This is a genomic window from Rhodopirellula maiorica SM1 (genome assembly GCF_000346295.1).
Classification (GTDB): Bacteria; Planctomycetota; Planctomycetia; order Pirellulales; family Pirellulaceae; genus Novipirellula; species Novipirellula maiorica.
In genome coordinates, this window is the sequence record NZ_ANOG01000243.1 from 1 (window position 1) to 2570 (window position 2570).

The 2570-nt window shown below is 53.9% G+C and carries 1 protein-coding gene; it reads left to right on the top strand.

From position 1 onward, the window contains the following. Positions 1-35: 35 nt before the first annotated feature. Entirely contained in the window at positions 36-2498 is a 2463-nt protein-coding gene (locus RMSM_RS36530; protein WP_008693610.1) for a sulfatase-like hydrolase/transferase, read from the top strand. The last annotated feature ends 72 nt before the right edge of the window (positions 2499-2570 follow it).

Below are 2570 nucleotides of genomic sequence, written 5' to 3' on the forward strand. Positions count from 1 at the left end.
TCCGTGCAGATCCTGATGCATCAGGAAGATTACCCATGAATCAACCGATGAACGCCGTTACTCAGAAGAAGCGACTTGATACTGTGCCCGGGGACCCCCGAGTCGAATCTGCCACGGTTATTTGCAGTAACTCTGCCCCTGGTGCCGACGGCAAGAAGAAGGCACGTCAACTTGCGCGGACTTTGTTCGCCGCGTTTTTGTTGCTTGTGATCCAGCCGGTTTCGCTGCGTGCTGCCGAGACCCCCAATATCATCCTCGTCTTCGCGGACGACATCAGCGCTCGCGAGTTGCCGGTCTACGGTTCGTCGGTCTGGAGTCCGCCATTGCGGGGCGACACCAGCGACCCAAAATATCGCGCTTCCACGCCCGTGCTCGATCGGCTTGCGAATGAAGGTTGCTGGATCAAAACCGCATGGGCGTCGGTCGTCTGCTCTCCCAGCCGCGCAATGATGATGACTGGCCGGTACGCGCATCAGCACAAATGGTGGGGCAATAAGTCCAAAGGAAAGTATGTGAACGAAACAGGCCGGGAAGTCACTTGGCCCCTCTACCTCAGTTCGCCACATCAGATCGGCCACATCGCTCAGCAAGCCGGCTATGGAACTTATTGGGCGGGCAAAACACAAATGGCGGGTGACCTGAATCGCTTTGGCTTTGATCAGGGTTGCTTTACCCCCGGAAACCTGAGCGACACGGATAACCCGTTCACCGATTTTAAGTTAGTGATCGACAAATCGGATGGGAACAAGGTGTTGCGCAACGCCGACACCGGACAACCGGTTGACACTTACCAACAGCACGGTTGGTACTGGTATCCGCACGTACGATTGATGAATCATGGCGACAAGGAATTGCAGTGGTGGCCGAACACAGCAGCATCCCAAGCCGATTTTGGTCTCGGCACGTACGGTCCTGATGTGGAACTCGATTTCATCTTCGACTTCATGGAGCAACAGGTCGCAGCGGACAAACCGTTCTTCGTTTACCACACCACTCATCTTGGTCATGACGGATTCGATTGGCTCCACCCCGATTCAAAAAGCAGTTGGCCGGGAACGCCTGTGGTGAAATGGGACGGCGAAAAGTACATCCGAACTGAGCCTAGGATCAGCGGCGACGCGGGTAACTATGATACGCATGGCACGGTGACCGAACCGGGCGTGTACTCCCACATCAACTATCTCGATTACCAGGCTTGGTTGTACCAAGACAAGTTGAATGAACTCGGCATCGCTGACAACACAATCTTCATCTTCTGTGCTGACAACGGAACGGGCGGCTACGGGAAAAACAGCACGGACCGTCAAAAGGGAACACACGTCCCGCTGATCGTTTCGGCACCGGGTTTGACGAAACAAGGCGAGCAGGATGTGTTGGTCAACATGTCAGACTTTTTGCCGACGATCGCCGAATTGACCGGGGCGGAACTGCCTGCCGAGTATGAAGTCAACGGCGAGAGTCTGGTTCCGTTTTTATTTGGCGACCGGCAGCAGCATCGCCAATGGCTGTATGGTTACAAGGATGCCGAGCAGATCATTCGCGGCACGAAAGTGATGCGAGATGGTCGAGGCAAATGGTGGGACGTCGAGCAAACGCCCGATGATCTGATCAGCTTCCCACAGATCGAAGACTGGACAACTGTGTCTGCCGAACATCGTGCCGAGCGGGACAAGCTGTTGGCGATCTTGCCTCGTTTCGATCAGAAATTGCATGGGAAGCATGCACCTAGCGTAGAAAATGAGCCGCATCCGCAAGCCGGAGACATGAGAAACGCTGACAGGGGCACGACCTTTGAAGACGACTACGAGGGCCGCGACGAAATCGGCGATCATTACACGACAGCACGCGGTCATGATGACTCATGGAAAGTCAAAGATGGTGTGCTGATTGGGAAGCAGACCAAGGACGACCACGGCGCTGTGATTCGGACCGAGTTGGATTTTGGTGATGTCGATATTCAATTCGACTTCCGCTTTGCAGGCGGCAAAAGTTTTAATCTCGTGATTGACGATGCCCGGGAGAAATCGGTTCACGCCGGCCACATTTGTCGCGCATCGGTGTTTGCAAAATCCCTGATGATTAGTGACGACAAGACGGGTTCCATGAACCTGGAAGTTCGCAAACAACGGCAGGACAAGAATCTTTCCACAGCGGCAACTGCGGCCTTGCAAAACTTGATGGATCAGACTCGATCGTCGGCAAAGGTCACGATCAAGCAAAACGAATGGCATCGACTGCGTATCCGAATTCGCGGCGATGTCATGAAGGCATTTCTTGATGATGACCTAGTCACCCACCTGAAGTCACCGGGCTTTGCCCATCCGACAAAAACGAAGTTCGGATTCACCGTTAACGGGCAATCGATCGAATTCGACAACCTGGTTGTTCGTCAGCTCGACTCCGACAACCGGATTGGCATGTTGCCGTCCGATGATGAACTCGAAGACGCCGGCCGTTTGCAGCGTCCTGGGATCATCGCTGACCAATTGGATGAATAGCTGCACGTGGCTGTTGATCACAGGAAGATAACATGTTTAATCGCTCCAATGATGATTTTCCTGCCAACATCT